This window comes from Actinoplanes sp. CA-015351, from assembly GCF_050955685.1.
Classification (GTDB): domain Bacteria; phylum Actinomycetota; class Actinomycetes; order Mycobacteriales; family Micromonosporaceae; genus Actinoplanes.
Map to the genome: position 1 here is coordinate 119743 of NZ_CP192102.1, position 18327 is coordinate 138069.

The window sequence follows — 18327 nt, forward strand, 5'->3', positions numbered from 1 at the left end:
GTGAGGTGGTGTGGTTACAGGCCTTGGGCTACTGCTGCGGCGATCTTGAGCCAGGCGTCTCGGGTGTTTGTTGATAGGGCGCTGTAGCGCAGTGGCTCGCCTGAGTCGATCAGCTTTTCGTAGGGCGCCAGCAGCACCGACCTCGTTCGGGCGGCGAAGTGGTGCTGGATTGCGGGTAGGTCGATGTCTTTGCGGGTCGGGGGCATCGTCACCACTGTGACCGCTTCGCGGACCAGGCGTTTGCGGCCGCTCTGTTCCAGGTGGTCCAGCATCCGGGCGGCCGTCTCTGCCGAGTCGTTGCGGGCTGACATGGTGATCACCAGCTGGTCGGTGGCGTCCATCGCGGCCTGCCAGTTCTCGGCGCGGACGTTGTTGCCGGTGTCTACGAAGATCAGTTTGTAGAAGCGGCTCACCACGTCACGGATCTCGGCGAACGCCCCGGCGGTCAGCATTTCGCCGGCCGTCGCGGACTCGTCGGAGGCGAGCACGTCGAACATGCCCTCGCCCTGTGAGCGGACGTACTGCGACAGGTCGCCGACCCGGCCCTGCGCGCCCTGGAACAGGTGCAGGTCGCGCATCATGTCCCGGACCGTGCGGGAGTGGAAGTCCTGCTGGGCGCGCATCCCGAGGGTGCCCTGGGTTTCGTTGTTGTCCCAGGCAAGGACGTAACCGCCGCGCTTTTGTCCGAAAGTCATCGCCAGCAGCAGTACCGCGACAGTCTTCCCGGCGCCGCCTTTCGGGTTCACGATCGTGACCTGCCGCAGGCCGCCGAAGTTGCGCCGGACCGTTTCGACGTCCTGTTTGTACTCGACTTCGCGCTTGCCCGGGGCGATCTTCACGAGGCCCAGCGTGCTTCGCTGCAGCAGCGCCCGGGCTCCCATTGTCGCGGTCTGCTGCGCGGGTTTTGCCAATCTGCGGCGGGCGAACTCCTCGGCGGTCGGAGAATCGCCCTCACCCAGCTCCGGGAAAGGATCTTCCTCCGAAGGGGACACCGAGGACGGATCCACCTCGGGCGCGGGCCGCTGCAAAGGCTGTGACCAGGGCGATGCCGCCGAGGGCGGCCGCTGAGCCGGAACACCCGGCGCGGAAACTCCCGGCCGGTACACCCCAGGTTGAACCTGCACGGCAGAAGAAACCGAAGAACCCGGCGGAACCGAAGAAACCGGCGGAACCGAAGAACCCGGAGAAGCCGGGGGATCCGGCTCCCCGGACCAGAACGGTTCGACGTCCCGGGGAGCAGGATCGAGCTTGTCCGCCACGGATGCGACCTCCCGTACGACAGTTCGGATTGCGGCCGAATAGTCCGTTCAGAGTCGCACAGCGATCAGCCCGCGTACACCGCCCAGGCACCCGGCTCGGTCCACCAGGATCGCTTGCGACTCGTCGATCCCGCCACCCCGTCGTCGAGGAACTGCAGGTCACCCTCGCGTGGCAGCACCGAGACCGCACGACCGCGGGCTCGACGAACCTCGATGCGTACCTTCGTGCCTCTGAATCTTTGTTTCACCATGACCGGAACCGCCACCGCGACCTCGACCCGGCCGTCGGTCGGGTCGCCGTCGGCCAGCAGCCGGAAGCCGTCGAACTCGGCATAACCGCCGGCGTTGCCGACCGCGCACGCCAGCACCGGCTCCTCACCATCGGTGAGTAGGGCGTCGTCGACCTCGACGCGGCCGCGCCACGGCACCGCGCGACCGTTGTCGTCGGAGCCGCCGAGCAGCGCGCCGTCGAGAGTGACCGAGCCACCGTCGTTGCGCAGCAGGTCGAGCCGGCGCACCGAACCGCTCAGCACGGCTTCGGCCACCTCTTCCGGCGTCCGGGGCAGGCCGAGCTGCGCCGCCAGGTCCTCCGTGTTGCCCGGGTCGAGCGGGAGGATGGCGAGCGGCGGCAGGTCCGGCACGGTCCGAGTGGCGTGCAGATCATCCGGGCGCTTGCTGGGCGGTGGGGCGTACCGACGGACGAGCCTGCGCACGACGGCGCGCAACTGGCTGTCGGTTGCGCTCGCCACCACTAGGCGCAGCTTGCTGTCCGAATCTGGCCAGGTCAGGCCGTCCGGCCTGGCCGGACCGTCGAAGCGCGCGAGAACCGCGTCGATCTCCTGATCAGAAGCGGCCATGACGGTCTCAACCTGAGCGCCTGCCTTGCGCAGGGCGTCGGCACAGGCCAACACCGGGGTACGCGGGGCGCAGACGGCTGCCGCGGCCGCACCGCAGCCGCCGCATCCGCCGCCCGAGCCGCAGGCGTCGCCGGACGACCCCTCGGCCAGGCTGAGGAGCACCACGTCGTACACGTCAGGACCCGAGGACCGAGTGGCGCTCGATGACGGCTTCGCGGCCGGGGCCGACGCCGACGATCGAGATGCGCGCGCCGATCCGCTGCTCGACGAACTCGACGAAGCCTTGCGCTTCCTTGGGCAGCTCGTCGAAGGTGCGGCAGCCGGAGATGTCCTGCTTCCAGCCGGGCAGCGTTTCAAGGATCGGCTTCGCGTGATGGAAATCGGTCTGGTTGACGGGCATCTCGTCGTGCCGGACACCGTTGACCTCGTAGGCCACGCAGACCGGGATCTCGTCGATCCCGTCGTAGTTGTCCAGCTTGGTCAGTGCGAAGTCGGTGACACCGTTGATCCGCTGTGCGTAACGGCCGATCACCAGGTCGAGCCAGCCGATCCGGCGGGGGCGGCCGGTGGTCGTGCCGTACTCATGGCCGACCTTGCGCAGGTAGTCGCCGATCTCGTTGTGCAGCTCGGTCGGGAACGGGCCCTCGCCGACGCGGGTGGTGAACGCTTTCATCACGGCGACCACCCGGTCGATCCGGGTCGGCGGGATGCCGGAGCCGGTGCAGGCGCCGCCGGCGGTGGCGTTCGAGCTGGTGACGAACGGGTACGTGCCGTGGTCGACGTCGAGCAGGGTGGCCTGGCCGGCCTCGCAGAGCACGACCTTGCCGACGTCGATGCCCTGGGACAGCTCGAGGGCGGTGTCGGCGACGTACGGCCGGAGGCGGTCAACGTACGACAGCAGCTCCTGGACGACCTCTTCGGCCTTGACCGCGCTGCGGTTGTAGATCTTGGAGAGGACCTGGTTCTTGAAGAGCAGCGCCGCGGACACTTTCTGCCGCAGGATCGACTCGTCGAAGAGGTCCTGGACCCGGATGCCGACCCGGTTCATCTTGTCGGCGTAGGTCGGGCCGATGCCGCGACCGGTCGTGCCGATCCGCCGCGCGCCGAGGAACCGCTCGCTGACCTTGTCGAGCGACCGGTTGTACGACGCGATGACGTGCGCGTTCGCGCTGATCCGCAGGCGGGAGGTGTCGATGCCACGGGCCTCGAGGCCGTCGATCTCCTGGAACAGCACGTTGAGGTCGACGACGACGCCGTTGCCGATCACCGGGACGACGCCGGGGGAGAGGATTCCGCTCGGCAGGAGGTGGAGTGCGTACTTCTCGCCGTCGATGACGACGGTGTGGCCAGCGTTGTTGCCACCGTTGAACTTGACCACGTAGTCCAGCCGGTCTCCCAGCAGGTCCGTGGCTTTGCCCTTGCCCTCGTCGCCCCACTGGGCGCCGACCAACACGATCACCGGCACTGGAGTGTTGCCCTTCAGAACGGTACTGCCTCAAGGTCGTACCTCGGAGGAGCCCGGGTACTGCCGAAGTTTACGCGACGAGCGCGCAGGTAGGATGGGCCGTCGTGCGCGTACTTCTGATCGGCTCCGGTGGGCGCGAGCACGCGCTTGCCGTCGGACTAGCCGCCGACCCGTCCGTCGACTTCCTGGCCGCCGCGCCCGGCAACCCGGGCATTGCCCAGGTCGCCGAGCTGCACGACGTCAAAGTCACCGATTCCGCAGCGGTCGCCGCGCTCGCTGTCGAGCTGAGCGCCGACCTGGTGGTGATCGGCCCGGAAGCGCCGCTTGTCGGCGGGGTCGCCGATGCTGTGCGGGCCAAGGGCATCGCCTGCTTCGGCCCGAGTGGCGCTGCCGCGGCGCTGGAGGGCTCGAAGGCGTTCGCCAACGAGGTCATGGCCGCCGCCGGGGTGCCGACCGCCCGCTCGTTCGCCTGCACCGACATGGTCGCGGTGCGCGCCGCGCTCACCGAGCTGGGCGCGCCCTACGTGGTGAAGAACGACGGCCTGGCCGCCGGCAAGGGCGTGGTCGTCACCGACGATCTCGACGAAGCCCTGATCCACGCCGAGGCGTGCGGCAAAGTCGTCATCGAGGAGTTCCTGCCCGGCCCCGAGGTCTCCCTCTTCGTGGTGACCGACGGCACCGCTGTCGCGCCGCTGATGCCGGCACAGGACTTCAAACGGCTCGCCGACGGCGACGAGGGGCCGAACACCGGCGGCATGGGCGCGTACGCGCCGCTGGACTGGGCCCCGGCCGACCTGGTCGAGCGGGTGCTCCGGGAGACCGTCGAGCCGACGCTGGCCGAGATGCGCCGCCGTGGCACGCCGTTCGCCGGCCTGCTCTACGTCGGTCTCGCGCTCACCCCGGATGGCCCGAAGGTGATCGAGTTCAACGCCCGCTTCGGCGACCCGGAGACCCAGGTCGTGCTGGCGCTGCTCGACTCGCCGCTGGCCGGCCTGCTGAACGCCGCTGCCACCGGCACACTCGCCGCCCACCCGCCGCTGGCGTGGAAAGACGGCTCGGCGGTCACGATCGTGGTGGCCAGCCACAACTACCCGGGCGTTCCGCGTACCGGAGATGTGATCGAAGGCGCGGAGGCGCCGGGCGTGATCCATGCGGGGACCGCGAGGCGCTCCGATGGAGCGCTCATCTCGGCCGGAGGCCGAGTACTGAGCGTGACGGCCGTGGGCAAAGACCTGCGGGACGCACGCCAGGCGGCCTACGCACTCATCGATGGGGTACGCCTGGACGGCGCCCAGTACCGGACCGACATCGCCCTGAAAGCGGTCGAAGGCAGAATCTGATCATTCGAAAGCCGCATACGCGAGAGGCCGGCACGGTGAACGTGCCGGCCTCTCGCGTGTCACGTCAGCTCTTGGGGATGTCGAAGAGCTTGGCGATGCTGGCGGCCAGGGAGAGGTCGCCCTTGGCCTTGATCTTGCCGGTCATGAACAGCATCATCGGGTTGCCGTCGCCGGCGACGACCTTGAGGAACGTGAGCGCGTCCATGGTCATGGCCAGCTTGGGCTCGCGCACCGGCTGGTTGGTGACCGTGCAGGCGCCGTTCTCGATCACGGTCTCGTAGGAGTCGCTCGAGCCGCCCGCGCCGCCGGTGATGATCCAGTGGATGACTGCCGAGGTGTTGCCGGCCTTGTCGGCGCGGAACAGCGTGGGCATCCGGTTGAAGACCTCGTCGAGGATCTTCGGGCGCACGTCCGACGTCATTACTTCGGCGATCTTGGAGTCCGGAGTGGACTTGACGAGCTGAGTGAACTCCTTCGGGCCGATCGACGAGAGCGACTCGGGGCTGAAATCAGTCATCAGTGGACCTTTCGGGATCTGCGTCGAACCTACTCGCCAGTAACCTTAGCGAGCATGCCGCATGTCCGTGCAGTCTGCCACTGTCCGGAACGAGTTCGTTCGAGGTCCGTACCCTCACGTTTGCGCCTGCCGGAGGCGCTGCGGGCTCCCGTGGGAGAATCGGCGGCGTGACCATCCCGAACGTGCTTGCCGCTCGCTATGCCTCCGCCGACCTCGTCGCGCTCTGGTCCCCGGAAGAGAAGATCCGGATGGAACGGCGGCTCTGGCTCGCCGTCCTGAAGGCCCAGCGCGACCTCGGTGTGGCTGTGCCCGATGGTGCCGTCGAGGCGTACGAGGCGGTTCTCGACCGGGTCGACCTGGAGTCGATCGCGGCCCGGGAGCGTGTCACCCGGCACGACGTGAAGGCGCGCATCGAGGAGTTCAGCGAGCTGGCCGGGTTCGAGCAGATCCACAAGGGGATGACCTCCCGGGACCTGACCGAGAACGTCGAGCAGCTGCAGATCCGGGCCTCACTCGAACTGGTCCGGGACCGGGTGGTCGCGACGCTCGCCCGCCTTGCCGCACTCGCGGTCGAGCACTCCGACCTGGTGCTTACCGGCCGGTCGCACAACGTGGCGGCCCAGGCCACCACGCTCGGGAAGCGGTTCGCCTCGGCGGCCGAAGAGCTTCTGATCGCGTACGAGCGACTGGACGACCTGCTCGCCCGGTACCCGCTCCGCGGCATCAAGGGGCCGGTCGGCACCGCCGCTGACCAGCTCGACCTGCTCGACGGCGACTTCTCCGCGCTGGAGGGCCTGGAGCAGCGCGTCGCCGACCATCTCGGCTTCCGCCGGGTGCTGTCCAGTGTCGGCCAGGTCTACCCGCGCTCGCTCGACTTCGACGTGGTCTCCGCACTGGCCCAGATCGTCGCCGGGCCGTCGTCGCTTGCCACCACGATCCGCCTGATGGTGGGTCAGGAGCTGGTGACCGAGGGCTTCAAGCCCGGCCAGGTCGGATCCTCGGCAATGCCGCACAAGATGAACACCCGGTCGTCGGAACGGGTGAACGGCCTCGCCGTGATCGTCCGCGGTTACCTCTCGATGGTCGGCGAGCTGGCCGGCGACCAGTGGAACGAGGGTGACGTCTCCTGCTCGGTGGTGCGCCGGGTCGCGCTGCCGGACGCCTTCTTCGCCACCGACGGGCTGTTCCAGACGTTCCTCACGGTGCTTGACGAGTTCGGGGCGTACCCCGCGGTGATCGCCCGTGAGCTGGACCGCTTCCTGCCGTTCCTGGCCACCACGAAGATTCTGGTGGCTTCGGTACGCAAGGGCGTCGGCCGTGAGGTCGCGCATGAAGTGATCAAGGAGCACGCGGTCGGGGTGGCCCTGGCCATGCGGGAGAAGGGCGTAGCGGTCAACGACCTCTTCGACCGGCTCGCGACCGACGGCCGGCTCCAGCTGTCCCGTGCCGAGATCGACACCCTGGTGGCCGACCGGGCGGCCTTCGTCGGGGCGGCTCCGTCGCAGGTCCAGGCGGTCGCGGACCGGATCGCCGAGATCGTCGCGAAGAACCCGTCGGCGGCCGGTTACGCGCCCGCGCCCATCCTCTAGAAAGACGAACGCGGTTGTGGCGCCCGACCACCGGCCGGGCGCCACACCTGTAGCGAGGATCAGACGCCGGCGACTGACGTGATCCACGCGCGGTTGTAAGCCACGCTGCCGTAGTACTGACGGCTCGTTCCGTCGGCAGTCGACGCCACGCCGACCTGTGCGCCGTTGTAGACCTGCGGCCCACCGGAGTCACCACGCCACGCGTTGCCGTTGATGCGGGTGCTGCCGATCGCGCGACCACCGTACGCATCGGTCTGGTTTGTCGAAGTGACCTGGACCGTCGCGGTCTTCAGTGCGGTCGACGCGGCGCAGCCCGAGTAACAGGTCTGTCCCCACCCGTAGATCGAGTTGGTCGATCCGACCGGCGGGTACGCGCTGGACAGCGGCATGTAGGTGGTGGTCACCGCACTGCTCAGGCGCATCAGCGCCAGGTCGTAGCGGGTCGAGGTGCTGGCGACGGTCCGGGTGACACCGCCACTGGTCCGGTTGACGCTGCCAACCCGCACCGACATCGTGCCGCTGATGCAGTGCCGCGCGGTGAGCACGTAGTTCGCCGAGATGATGGTGCCGGAGCAGGTGAAGCTGCCGTTGCTGAACACGGCGGCGGCCCACGGCGCGGAGGAGACGGTGCCGCCTCCGATGATGTACGGGGTGACGTCGTCCGCCTGAGCGGCAGCGGGGGTGACCAGTGCGGCGGCGAGGCCGGCAAGGGCGGCCGCGAGTCGAATGCGCACGTCGAGATTCCTTCCTGGGGATCGGGCGACGGAAGAACACGTGACGGTGAATCGAATGCGATGGATGCAACCTAGGGCATCGACGGCCGCCGCAGTACCAATCAATCGACACCTATCACGATGTGATGGTCGCGCGATCAATGGGAGATGCCCTGCTCAATGACGCTTGCGTCGGCTGGTCGACACCGGCCCGTGGGTCGTGGATCAGCTTCACCAGGTAGGCTTCGCGTGCTTACACCTATCAGTCAGGAGTGCCCGTGGCTCGCGTCGTGGTCGACGTCATGCTCAAGCCGGAGATCCTGGACCCGCAGGGTCAAGCGGTGGCGAACGCGCTGCCCCGGCTCGGCGTCACCGATGTCTCCTCCGTCCGAATCGGCCGGCGAATCGAGATCGATTTCGCCGGCGAACCCGACCTTGATCGGGCTCGCGAAATCGCCGACAAGCTGCTTGCCAACCCGGTGATCGAGGACTTCGAGATCCGCGTTGTCGAGGGCACGACGGCCGAGGTCGCCTGACCATGCGGATCGGTGTGGTCACCTTCCCGGGTTCGCTGGACGATGGGGACGCGGCACGCGCCGCCCGCATCGCCGGCGCCGAAGCCGTGCGACTCTGGCACGGCGACCCGGACCTGCACGGAGTCGACGCCGTGGTCCTTCCCGGCGGCTTCTCGTACGGCGACTATCTGCGCTGTGGCGCGATCGCGCGATTCGCTCCGGTCATGGAGTCGATCATCGACGCGGCCCGCGGTGGTCTGCCCGTTCTGGGCATCTGCAACGGTTTCCAGGTTCTCTGCGAGGCGCATCTCCTACCCGGCGCGCTGACCCGGAACCAGCACCTGCACTTCCGCAACCGGGACCAGTGGCTGAAGGTCGAGGCGACGAACACCGCCTGGACCAACCAGTTCACCCCGGGCCAGGAGATCCTCATCCCGGTGAAGAACGGCGAGGGCTGTTTCGTCGCCGATCAGCGGACGCTGGACTCGCTCGAGGCCGAGGGCCGGGTGATCGCGCGTTACGTCCGCGGCAACCCGAACGGCTCGCAGCGCGACATCGCCGGGATCACCAACGAGGCCGGCAACGTAGTCGGCATCATGCCGCACCCGGAACACGCCGTGGAGGCGCTGACCGGCCCGTCGCTCGACGGCCTCGGCTTCTTCACTTCCGTCCTGCGGGCCCTGGCGGGGTCGTCCGCGGACGGTCAGCTCGCAGGGGGACAACAGCGATGACCACGCAGCCGGAGACGGCCACCAGCGAGGCGGGATCCTCGCGAGGCGTGCCGAACCAGCCGCCGGCGGCAGCCGCGCCGACGAACAAGCCGAGTGGCTTCGCCGCCACGGACGTGCTGGTCAACGAGTTCTCGGACGGGCCAGACACGGTCGACAAGGCGGTCGCCTCGCCGGACGAGTTGCAGCCGCACGCGGAACTCGGCCTCAAGGACGACGAGTACGACCGGATCCGTCAGATCCTCGATCGGCGACCCACAGCTTCCGAGCTCGCGATGTACTCGATCATGTGGAGCGAGCACTGCTCCTACAAGTCGAGCAAGGTGCACCTCCGCCAGTTCGGGGAGAAGACGCCGCCCAACACCCGGATGCTCGCCGGTATCGGTGAGAACGCCGGTGTGGTGCAGATCTCCGACAAGATCGCGGTGACCTTCAAGGTCGAATCGCACAACCACCCCAGCTACGTCGAGCCGTACCAGGGCGCCGCGACCGGTGTCGGCGGCATCGTCCGGGACATCCTGGCGATGGGCGCCCGGCCGATCGCGGTCATGGACCCGCTGCGGTTCGGCGCCCACGATCACCCGGACACCGCGCGGGTTCTGCCCGGCGTGGTGGCCGGCATCGGCGGTTACGGCAACTGTCTCGGCCTGCCGAACATCGGTGGCGAGATCGTTTTCGACCCGACCTACCAGGGCAACCCGCTGGTCAACGCGCTCAGCATCGGTGTCCTGCCGGTCGAGCGGCTGCAGAAGAAGGAAGCCACCGGCACCGGCAACATCGTGGTGCTGCTCGGTGCGCGTACCGGGCGGGACGGCATCGGCGGTGTCTCCGTGCTGGCCTCGGCGACCTTCGACGAGGAAGCCGAGCAGCGGCGTCCGTCGGTGCAGGTCGGCGACCCGTTCATGGAGAAGCTCCTGATCGAGAGCTGCCTCGAGCTGTACGACGCCGGCCTGGTCAGCGGCATTCAGGACCTCGGCGGCGCCGGGCTCACCTGCGCGCTCACCGAGACCGCCGCGGCGGCCGGCACCGGCATGCGGGTCTGGCTGGAGCGGGTTCCGCTCCGCGAGGCCTCGATGTCGCCGACCGAGATCCTGGCCAGCGAGTCGCAGGAGCGGATGCTCCTGATCGTCACGCCGGAAAACCTGGACGCGGTGCTCAAGGTCGCCGAGAAGTGGGGCGTCTGGGCCACCGCGATCGGCGAGGTCACCCCGGCCGGCGCCGACGGCACCCCGGGTCGCCTGGTGATCAGCTGGAACGGCCACGTCGTCGTCGACGTGCCGCCCGGCTCGCTTGCCGACGACGGTCCGGTCTACGCCCGCCCGCTGCGCGAGCCGGCTGACCTGATCCTGCTCCAGGCCGACCGCGCGGAAACGCTGCCGCGTCCGTCGACAGGTGACGAGCTGCGCGAGACCGTGCTGCGGATGATCGCGTCACCCAACCTGTGTGACAAGAGCTGGGTCACCGAGCAGTACGACCGATACGTCCTCGGCAACACGGTGCTGGCGCAGCCGGAGGACTCCGGCGTGCTCCGCATCGACGAGGAAACCGGCCTCGGCGTGGCCCTCTCGGTGGACGGCAACGGCCGGTACGCCCGGCTCGACCCGTACGAGGGCGCGCGGCTTGCGCTTGCTGAGGCGTACCGAAATGTGGCTGTGACCGGCGCCGAGCCGATCGCGGTGACCGACTGCCTGAACTTCGGCTCGCCGGAGGACCCGGCCGTGATGTGGCAGTTCGCCGAGGCCGTTCGTGGTCTCGCTGACGGCTGCCTCCAGCTCGGCACCCCGGTCACCGGTGGCAACGTCAGCTTCTACAACCAGACCGGTGCCGCGGCGATCCACCCCACCCCGGTGGTCGGCGTGCTGGGCATCTTCGACGACGTGGCACGCCGCATCCCGATGGGCTTCCCGGCACCCGCGAAAGCCGGTGGCGACCTGCTCTTCCTGCTCGGCGAGACCCGCAACGAGCTCTCCGGCTCGGAGTGGGCCTGGGTGACCCACGGTCACCTCGGTGGCAAGCCGCCGAAGGTGGACCTCGCGGCCGAGCAGGCGCTGGGCGCTCTGATGGGCCGGGCCTCGAAGGCCGGTCTGGTCAGCGCGGCGCACGACCTCTCCGACGGTGGCCTGGCTCAGGCGCTGGTGGAGAGCTGCCTGCGTCGCGACGTCGGCGCGAAGGTGACCTTGCCGGAGGACGGCTCGACGGCGTTCGTCCACCTCTTCAGCGAGTCGGCCGGCCGGGCCGTCGTCGCTGTGCCGCGTGGGCACGACAAGGCGTTCCTGGCTCTGGCCGCCGAGTTCGGCGTGCCGGTGACCCCGATCGGCGTCACCGCCGAGGAGCAGACGCTCCAGGTCCAGGACCAGTTCACCATCGGGCTGGACGAGCTCCGCACCGCATGGTCGGCGACGCTGAAGAACCTCTTCGGTGGCCCGGCTGAGACGGCTTCGGCCGAGGGCGAGGGTCGTTCGGTCACGCTGGAGCTGACCGAGCGCAACTGATCATTTGGTGAAAGGGGGCGGGTGATCCCGCCCCCTTTCACAACGCAAGAGGCCCTGTGCGATCAGATCGCACAGGGCCTCTTTCAGTTCTGCGGGTCAGCCGTTGTTCCAGTTCTGTGGCGGACGCTGCTGCGGCGGGTAGTTGCCGTATGCGTCCGGCTCGCCGTAGCCCTCCTGGGGCTGCTCGTAACCGGGCTGCTGCTGCGGGGCGCCGTAACCGCCCTGAGGCTGCTGCTGGTTGCCGTAACCGCCCTGGTCGTACCCGGGGTAGGCGCCGCCCTGCGGCTGCGCTCCGTAGGCGCCCTGGTCGTAACCAGCCTGCGTGCCGTAACCGCCGGCCTGGTCGTAACCGTCGGGTGCGCCGTAGCCGCCCTGAGGCTGCTGCTGGTCGTAACCGGGCTGTGCGCCGTAGCCGCTGGCCTGGTCGTAACCGCCGCCCTGTGCGCCGTAACCACCGTCGTAACCGCCGCCCTGCTCGGGCTGGTAGAGGCTGGTGTGCTCGTCGTAGCGCTGCGGCTGCTGCGGCTGCTCGGGCTGGTACAGGTTGGTGTGCTCGTCGTAACGCTGCTGCGGAGCCGCCTGGCCCTGCTGGCCGTACCCGCCGGCCTGCTGCCCGTACTGCGGCTGAGCGCCGTACTGCGGCTGGCCGCCGTAGCCGTTTCCGGCCTGCTCGGCAGCGCCCCACTGGCTGTTGGTGCCGACGTAACCGCCCTGCGGCGGGACGGGAGCGCCGTACGGGTCGGGGAACTCGTCCTCGACCACCGGGCGGTGGATCATCGTCGGGGCGTCGCCGATGCCGCCACCCATGGGCGCGACCATCGTGGCGTCGCCACCACGGCCCGCGCCGACCGGAGCGGCCACCCGGGTCGCGTCGAAGCCACCCATGGCAGGCGCGGGGCCGCCGGGACCGCCGGGACCGGCAGGAACGCCGTCGAGGCCGTCGCCGGCGGCGTTCTTACGCCGCATGAGCACCAGCACGATGGCGCCGATGCCGGCGGCCACGAGCAGAACGCCCATGATGATCAGGAGCCAGTTGGTGCCGCCCTCGGCGTCGCCGGAGACCGGGTTCTGTGCCACCGCGGGAGCGGACTCCTCGGCGGTTTCTTCGTCATCCGGCTCGACGACCTCTTCGGTCGGAACGGCGCTCGCGGAGACGCTGGCTGACGGAGTCGCCGAGGGGCTCGCCGCTGCGAGCTTCTTCAGCGTGATCGGCACGTTCACCGACTTGCCGGAGGTGCCCTGCACGGTGACCGTGGTCCCCGTGTAGCCCTCTTTCAGCGCGCCGACCGTGATGTTGCCGGCCTCGATCGGCTTGGAGTCCGAAGCGATGAACGAGTAACTGCCGTCGCTGTTCGTCGTGGTCTCGTACGCGTTGCCGGCACCGTCCTGCATGGCCACCGAAACGCCGGCGACCTTGGCGCCGTCGCCGTCCTTGATCTTGCCGGAGACCCGGGTGACGTTCGTCGGCTTGTCGGCGCCCTTGACGGTGACCGTCTGGCTCGCCTCGCCGGTCTCGCCGTTGATCGTCGCGGTGACCGTGACGGTGATGTCCTTGGTCTCGCCCGCGGCGACGCTCGGTGCGGTCAGTGTCGCGGTGAAGCTTGAGGAACTCTCGATCTGCCGGACCGAGCTGCAGTCACCGCTGCAGTCCATGCCGCTGACCTTGATGTTGGCGCTGCCGGCCTGCTGCTGGCCGCCGCCTTCTTCCTCGCCACCACCGGACCCGGGGTTACTGATGGTGTACTGCATGGTTACAGTACTTCCCGTGGACACCTCGGTCGACGAGAGGTTTGTGATCTGCACGCCTGGTGGCTCTGCCAGTGCAGGGGTCTGCACACCGGCCACGAGGCCGGCGACCAGCGCCAGGAACGCACCGGCCTGGGTCGTCCTGGCACGTAGGTGCGTTGTCACATCCACCACCTTCCGGGTCGCGCGGTCCCCGGTTTCGGTGACCGGTAGATCCCGCGACTTGAACACCGTCGGCCACTATGCCTTGTCGCACGTCACTTTCGCGACCCAGGGCGGTGTGCCGTTGTCTACAAACCGAGTCGTATCGTCCCGACGTGTCCCCTGCGCACAGTAAATCCGAGTCCGTCGGGCAAGCCCTCGACGCACTGGACCGGGGTGAGGAACCCGAGCGTCCGGTGCTGCGGGATGCCGTCCGAGCACTGCTGACCGAGTTGTCACAACGTGCCCCTGGCCGTTCGGTGGAGGTGCGGATTCCACCTTTCGGTGCGATTCAGTGCGTCCCTGGTCCGCGGCACACACGCGGCACACCGCCCAATGTGGTCGAAACGGATCCGATGACATGGCTGCTCCTGGCTACTGGACGCCTGGAGTGGGCGGAAGCCACGCGTGACGGCCGCCTCCGGGCGAGCGGTGTCCGTACTGATCTCTCCGAGTACCTGCCGCTGACCGGAACATGAGCGACGGGCCGCTGCCCGTGGCCTCGCGTACACTGGGCGATCGGAGCGGACCAGCTAGTTCGAGCAGATCAGCGCTTCGAGCGTTTCAAGCAGATCCGAACGAGGGAGCGAGCAGGTGCCCCGAGGCGACGGCCTACTGACCGACGATCTCGACCCCCAGGAGCGCGGCCCGCAGGATGCCTGCGGCGTCTTCGGCGTCTGGGCCCCCGATGAAGAGGTCGCCAAACTCACGTACTTCGGGCTCTACGCCTTGCAGCACCGAGGCCAGGAAGCAGCCGGCATCGCGGTGAGCGATGGGTCCGGCGTCGTGGTCTACAAGGACATCGGCCTGGTCTCCCAGGTCTTCGACGAGCCCACCCTGGCAAGTCTGCGCGGCCATCTCGCGATCGGTCACGCGCGGTACTCGACGACGGGTGGCTCCAACTGGGAGAACGCGCAGCCCACGATTCGGGCCACCCCGGCCGGGACGACTATCGCGCTGGCCCACAACGGCAACCTGGTCAACACGGCCGAGCTTGCCAAGGAGGTCGCTGACCGCGGTCTCGAGGTGGGTGACTCCACCTCCGACACCGCGCTCGTCACCACGCTGCTCGCCGGCCGTCCCGACCTCTCGGTCGAGGCCGCGGCCATGGAGCTGCTGCCGACTCTGCGCGGCGCCTTCAGCTTCGTCTTCATGGACGAGCACACGCTGTACGCCGCTCGCGACGCTCAGGGTGTCCGGCCGCTGGTGCTGGGCCGGATGGAGCGTGGCTGGGTGGTCGCCAGTGAGACCGCTGCTCTGGACATCACCGGTGCCAGCTTCGTCCGCGAGGTCGAGCCCGGCGAGATCATCGCGATCGACGAGCACGGCCTGCGTTCCACCCGGTTCGCCGCGCCGGAGCCCAAGGGCTGCCTTTTCGAATATGTTTATCTGGCACGTCCGGACACCACAATCGCCGGCCGCAACATCTACTCGGCCCGGGTCGAGGTCGGCCGCAAGCTGGCCAAGGAGCACCCGGTCGAGGCAGACCTGGTGATCGGCGTCCCGGAGTCGGGCATCCCGGCCGCGATCGGTTACGCGGAGGCCTCCGGCATCCCGTACAGCGCCGGTTTCATGAAGAACGCGTACGTCGGCCGGACCTTCATCCAGCCGTCGCAGACGATCCGTCAGCTGGGCATCCGGCTCAAGCTGAACCCGCTGCGCGAGGTCGTGCGCGGCAAGCGGATCGTGGTGATCGACGACTCGATCGTTCGTGGCAACACGCAGCGGGCCCAGATCCGGATGCTGCGTGAGGCCGGAGCGCTCGAGATCCACGTTCGCATCTCGTCGCCGCCGGTGAAATGGCCGTGTTTCTACGGCATCGACTTCGCCACCCGCGCCGAGTTGATCGCGAATGGGCTGGAGATCGACGGCATCCGCCGCTCGATCGGTGCGGACAGCCTCGGCTACGTCTCGCTGGACGGACTTGTCCAAGCGACCGAGCAGCCGAAGACAAGGCTCTGCATGGCCTGTTTCGATGGGCAGTACCCGATCGAGCTCCCGGCCGGAGATCTCATCGGCAAGCACGTGCTGGAGGGCGTCAGCAGGCGCGCCTCCATGCCGGGCGCGTCCTCGGAGGCCACCGACGCTGCGGTCGCCGAGCTCGAGTCCGACTACGAGGCCCGTGAGTACGGCGACGAGGACCCGTCCGGTCCGGTCGCGCTGCTGACGAGCCCTGGCGGCGCCGGCGCGTTGCATCATCCGTGACTTTCAACTTTTTAAAGAACCGCTAAAGGGGAGAACCGTGACGCACGTGTCCGAGCGCAGCAGTGCCGGATCGAACGGCGCCGAAGGCGCGGACCGCCAGCTGTGGACGGCCGGTGGCGGCCGCGGACCGCGCAAGCGCTCGGCGACGTACGCGGACGCGGGTGTCTCGATCCACGCGGGTGACCGTGCGGTCGAGCTGCTCAAGTCGAAGGTTAAGAAGACCACCCGGCCCGAGGTGATGGGTGACCTCGGCGGCTTCTCCGGCCTGTTCAAGCTGAACGCCGCGAAGTACAAGAGCCCGGTCCTGGCCTCCTCGACCGACGGCGTCGGCACCAAGCTGGTCATCGCGCAGCAGCTCGACATCCACGACACGATCGGCATCGACCTCGTCGCCATGGTGGTCGACGACCTGGTGGCCTGTGGCGCCGAGCCGCTGTTCCTGCTCGACTACATCGCCTGTGGCGAGGTCGTCCCGGACAAGGTCGCGGAGATCGGCGCGGGCATCGCGGACGGCTGCCGTTACGCGGGCTGCGCCCTGCTCGGTGGCGAGACCGCCGAGCACCCCGGCGTGCTGCGCCCGGACGAGTACGACGTCTCGGCGACCGGTGTCGGCGTGGTCGAGGAGAGCGAGATCCTCGGCAAGGAGCGGGTCGAGCTCGGCGACGCGATCATCGCGATGCGCTCCTCCGGTCTGCACTCCAACGGTTACTCCCTGGTCCGGCACGTGCTGCTCGGCGCCGGCCGGATGCGCCTGGACACCGTGGTCGACGACTTCGGCACCCAGCGCACCCTGGGCGAGGAGCTGCTCACCCCCACCAAGATCTACGCCAAGGACTGCCTTGGCCTGATCGAGGAGACCGAGGTCCGGGCGTTCTCGCACGTCACCGGCGGCGGCATCCCGGGCAACCTGAACCGCGTTCTCCCCGGCACCATGGACGCCGTGGTGGACCGCTCCACCTGGCGTCCGCAGCCGATCTTCGACCTGATCCAGGCGAAAGGCCGGATCGAGGACTCGGAGATGGAAGCCACGTTCAACATGGGCGTCGGCATGTTCGCGGTCGTCTCGTCGGACGACGCGGACCGTGCCATGGCGTACCTGACCGGCCGTGGTGTCGAGGCCTGGCAGGTCGGCGAGGTCATCGAGGGCTCCGGCGAGGTTCAGATGATGGGCTCCTACACCCGCGGCTGACCCAACGGGACAAAACGTGAAATGATCCGCGTGTGTCGATGTCCGGCACATGCGGATCTTTCGTATGGGTGGTGGATCGCAGGGCCTAGAGTCGCGAGTGCCGGACGGGAGTGCGTGACATGACCGATGCGTGGAGCGGGATGCGGGGCATCTCCGCGGTGCCCAGCTACGTCGTCATGCAGCCCACTACTCTCTGCAACCTCGCATGCGGCTACTGCTACCTGCCGTTCCGGCGGGACAACTTGAAGATGCCGGTCGCGGTTGCCGAGAAGGTCGCGGAATCAGTGGCGAGCTTCGCGCGTACCCAGAGGTTCTCGGTCGTGTGGCACGGCGGTGAGCCGCTGGCGGCGGGTTTGGAGCACATGGCCGCGCTCTTCGCGCCGTTCGGCGCGTCGGTGGAGCATCACGTGCAGACGAACGCGACGCTCATCGACGACGCCTGGTGCGAGTTCTTCAAGAAGCACGACGTGCGGGTGAGCGTGAGCGTGGACGGCCCGCGGGAACGCAACGGTGACCGGGTGGACCGCCGGGAGCGCCCGGCTTACGACATGATCCTCAAGGGGATCGACGCGCTGCGCCGGCACGACATCCCGTTCTCGGCGCTCTGCGTGGTCAGCGACCCGCAGCCCGGCATGGCGACCGAGCTGTACGAGTACTTCCTCGACCTGGGCTGTGAGGTGCTCGGGATCAACGTGGAGGAGCTGGAGGGCGTCAACACCCGGCTCAACCGGCGTGACCCGGCGGCGGTGAGTGCCTTCTGGGCGGAGCTGGTCGGCGCCTGGCGGCAAGCGCCACGAATCCATCTGCGCGAGGTGGAGTGGTCGCTGAGGTACGCCGGAGCGGTCCTCGACGGCACTGCGGACGAGTTGCTGCCCCGGCAGCTGGACCCGATACCGACGGTGGCGCACGACGGCACGGTCGTGCTGCTCTCGCCCGAGCTGGCCGGCTTCTCCGATCCGAGGTACGGCGACTTCTCCAGCGGTAACGTGCTGCGGACGCCGTTGGCCGAGATCCTGGCCGGGGCGGCGGCCACACCGTGGATAGGCGAGTTCCTGCGCGGCATCGAGGCGTGCCGGACCAGCTGCCCCTATTTCGGTTTCTGCGGTGGCGCGCATGCGGCCAACCGCTATTTCGAGCACGGCAGGTTCGACGTCACGGAGACGGACCACTGCCGGAACAGCAAGATTCGCCTACTGGAGGGAGTGCTGGACCATGCCCGAGATCATGAGGCCACGGCTGTCTGACGGTGTGGAGGATCCGGTGACGGCACGGTTGCACGAGACCCGGGCCGGCCTGACCGCTCTCATCGCGGAGGCGGACATGGCCCGGCAGCAAAGGGCCGAGCAGACAGCGTCAGATAGCGGCTCGGCTGTGTGCGCCTGGAACCACTTCGAGAACATTCCTACGTTTTACAACTGGAACAACCGGCCACGCTGAGGCCTGCCCGGTCGAAGCCCACGCGAGGTTCGCCCGCGTGGGCTTCGGTTCAACCGTAGAAATGTTCGACCACG

General features: G+C 68.5%; 15 protein-coding genes and 1 pseudogene. 10 read left to right on the forward strand and 6 right to left on the reverse strand.

Translation table 11 applies throughout. The features are described 5' to 3' along the window. Positions 1–14: 14 nt before the first annotated feature. From ACQP2E_RS00540 to ACQP2E_RS00550, 3 genes and pseudogenes are all read right to left on the reverse strand, one after another. Positions 15–1199, reverse strand: a pseudogene (locus tag ACQP2E_RS00540) (MinD/ParA family ATP-binding protein); the annotation flags it as partial. A gap of 125 nt (positions 1200–1324) precedes the next feature. Then, positions 1325–2290, reverse strand: coding sequence for a hypothetical protein (locus tag ACQP2E_RS00545; RefSeq protein WP_433827937.1), 966 nt, complete (start codon positions 2288–2290; stop codon positions 1325–1327). A 1-nt stretch (position 2291) separates the two neighbouring features. Then, a complete protein-coding gene (locus ACQP2E_RS00550) occupies positions 2292–3581 on the reverse strand; it encodes an adenylosuccinate synthase (protein ID WP_433827938.1) in 1290 nt (429 codons plus the stop codon). 104 nt (positions 3582–3685) lie between these two features. Between ACQP2E_RS00550 and purD the strand changes: the two genes are divergently transcribed. Beyond that, a complete protein-coding gene (gene purD, locus ACQP2E_RS00555) occupies positions 3686–4921 on the forward strand; it encodes a phosphoribosylamine--glycine ligase (RefSeq protein WP_433827939.1) in 1236 nt (411 codons plus the stop codon). 64 nt (positions 4922–4985) lie between these two features. Here purD and ACQP2E_RS00560 read toward each other — a convergent pair whose 3' ends face one another. Beyond that, positions 4986–5438, reverse strand: a complete 453-nt coding sequence (locus ACQP2E_RS00560; protein ID WP_433827940.1) for an SCP2 sterol-binding domain-containing protein — start codon at positions 5436–5438, stop codon at positions 4986–4988. 167 nt (positions 5439–5605) lie between these two features. Here ACQP2E_RS00560 and purB point away from each other — a divergent pair, with 167 nt between their 5' ends. Next, positions 5606–7027: an adenylosuccinate lyase gene (purB, locus tag ACQP2E_RS00565; RefSeq protein ID WP_433827941.1), complete on the forward strand. Its 1422-nt coding sequence runs from the start codon at positions 5606–5608 to the stop codon at positions 7025–7027. A gap of 59 nt (positions 7028–7086) precedes the next feature. On the opposite strand, the gene ACQP2E_RS00570 is transcribed toward purB, so the two are convergent. Then, the gene (locus ACQP2E_RS00570) at positions 7087–7761 is read right to left on the reverse strand and encodes a S1 family peptidase (protein WP_433827942.1); all 675 of its coding nucleotides are present in this window, start codon (positions 7759–7761) and stop codon (positions 7087–7089) included. 257 nt (positions 7762–8018) lie between these two features. Here ACQP2E_RS00570 and purS point away from each other — a divergent pair, with 257 nt between their 5' ends. Genes purS through purL form a run of 3 tightly spaced genes read left to right on the forward strand, consistent with a single transcriptional unit; the run spans position 8019 to position 11475 of the window. After that, positions 8019–8276 (forward strand): phosphoribosylformylglycinamidine synthase subunit PurS, encoded by a 258-nt coding sequence (gene purS, locus ACQP2E_RS00575; RefSeq protein ID WP_111650855.1) that lies wholly within the window; start codon positions 8019–8021, stop codon positions 8274–8276. Further along, positions 8273–8986 carry a phosphoribosylformylglycinamidine synthase subunit PurQ gene (gene purQ, locus ACQP2E_RS00580; protein WP_433834278.1) on the forward strand — a complete coding sequence of 238 codons (714 nt, stop codon included), beginning with the start codon at positions 8273–8275 and terminating at the stop codon, positions 8984–8986. The genes purS and purQ overlap by 4 nt, the downstream gene beginning before the upstream one ends. Beyond that, positions 8983–11475 (forward strand): phosphoribosylformylglycinamidine synthase subunit PurL, encoded by a 2493-nt coding sequence (gene purL, locus ACQP2E_RS00585; RefSeq protein WP_433827943.1) that lies wholly within the window; start codon positions 8983–8985, stop codon positions 11473–11475. Before purQ ends, purL begins: the two co-directional genes overlap by 4 nt. A 96-nt stretch (positions 11476–11571) precedes the next feature. Here the strand turns inward: purL and ACQP2E_RS00590 are convergent, their stop codons facing one another. Beyond that, positions 11572–13386: a carboxypeptidase regulatory-like domain-containing protein gene (locus ACQP2E_RS00590; RefSeq protein ID WP_433827944.1), complete on the reverse strand. Its 1815-nt coding sequence runs from the start codon at positions 13384–13386 to the stop codon at positions 11572–11574. A 152-nt stretch (positions 13387–13538) separates the two neighbouring features. Here ACQP2E_RS00590 and ACQP2E_RS00595 point away from each other — a divergent pair, with 152 nt between their 5' ends. The 5 genes from ACQP2E_RS00595 to amcA all read left to right on the forward strand — a co-directional run bounded on the left by ACQP2E_RS00595 (position 13539) and on the right by amcA (position 18253). Beyond that, positions 13539–13901 (forward strand): sterol carrier family protein, encoded by a 363-nt coding sequence (locus ACQP2E_RS00595; protein ID WP_433827945.1) that lies wholly within the window; start codon positions 13539–13541, stop codon positions 13899–13901. 115 nt (positions 13902–14016) lie between these two features. Beyond that, complete coding sequence (gene purF, locus ACQP2E_RS00600; protein WP_433827946.1) at positions 14017–15627, forward strand: amidophosphoribosyltransferase; 1611 nt, start codon at positions 14017–14019, stop codon at positions 15625–15627. A 37-nt stretch (positions 15628–15664) separates the two neighbouring features. Next, a complete protein-coding gene (gene purM, locus ACQP2E_RS00605) occupies positions 15665–16816 on the forward strand; it encodes a phosphoribosylformylglycinamidine cyclo-ligase (RefSeq protein ID WP_433827947.1) in 1152 nt (383 codons plus the stop codon). 140 nt (positions 16817–16956) lie between these two features. Next, entirely contained in the window at positions 16957–18060 is a 1104-nt protein-coding gene (gene amcB / locus ACQP2E_RS00610) for a cyclophane-forming radical SAM peptide maturase AmcB (RefSeq protein WP_433834280.1), read from the forward strand. Beyond that, the gene (gene amcA / locus ACQP2E_RS00615; RefSeq protein WP_433827948.1) at positions 18029–18253 is read left to right on the forward strand and encodes a multiple cyclophane-containing RiPP AmcA; all 225 of its coding nucleotides are present in this window, start codon (positions 18029–18031) and stop codon (positions 18251–18253) included. Before amcB ends, amcA begins: the two co-directional genes overlap by 32 nt. The last annotated feature ends 74 nt before the right edge of the window (positions 18254–18327 follow it).

What these genes read in the sequence shown, in the direction of transcription:
- amcB (WP_433834280.1), top strand. Translation starts at nt 16,957, where the DNA reads ATGCGGGGCATCTCCGCGGTGCCCAGCTACGTCGTCATGCAGCCCACT.
- amcA (WP_433827948.1), top strand. Translation starts at nt 18,029, where the DNA reads ATGCCCGAGATCATGAGGCCACGGCTGTCTGACGGTGTGGAGGATCCG.
- purL (WP_433827943.1), top strand. Translation starts at nt 8,983, where the DNA reads ATGACCACGCAGCCGGAGACGGCCACCAGCGAGGCGGGATCCTCGCGA.
- ACQP2E_RS00560 (WP_433827940.1), bottom strand. Translation starts at nt 5,438, where the DNA reads ATGACTGATTTCAGCCCCGAGTCGCTCTCGTCGATCGGCCCGAAGGAG.